General features: G+C 63.9%; 1 protein-coding gene. It reads right to left on the bottom strand.

What is annotated here, in order from left to right:
• A partial coding sequence (locus R0J88_RS19835; protein WP_410900852.1) for a type VI secretion system ImpA family N-terminal domain-containing protein occupies nt 1-277 on the bottom strand: 277 nt, incomplete at both ends.

Here is a 277-nt window from a genome sequence, read left to right as displayed (position 1 = left end):
CTCCCAGTACTGCTCACACAGCGCCGTCATCAGCTCCAGTCCCCAGGCCAGGCCCGTGAAGTGATCACGATGCGCCAGGCCTTCGCAAAGCCAGCCCGCCAGCGACAGGTCCTTGCTCTGCTCGGCCAGGCCGTCGGCAGTCAACGAGATGACGGCGTTCCAGTCGGACTTCTTGAGATCGGCCTGCCATTCGCCCTGGCTCAGGTAGGCCGGGTCTGCGCGACGCGCTTCCTTGATCTCATCAAAGAGCAGCGAGAACCCCAGGTCCTCTCCTGTC

Origin of the sequence: Pseudoalteromonas sp. SIMBA_162 (genome assembly GCF_046535955.1) — a bacterium.
Taxonomy (GTDB): domain Bacteria; phylum Pseudomonadota; class Gammaproteobacteria; order Enterobacterales; family Alteromonadaceae; genus Pseudoalteromonas; species Pseudoalteromonas marina.
Note: the sequence above shows the minus strand (reverse complement) of the source record. Positions and strands in the feature narration are given on the sequence as shown.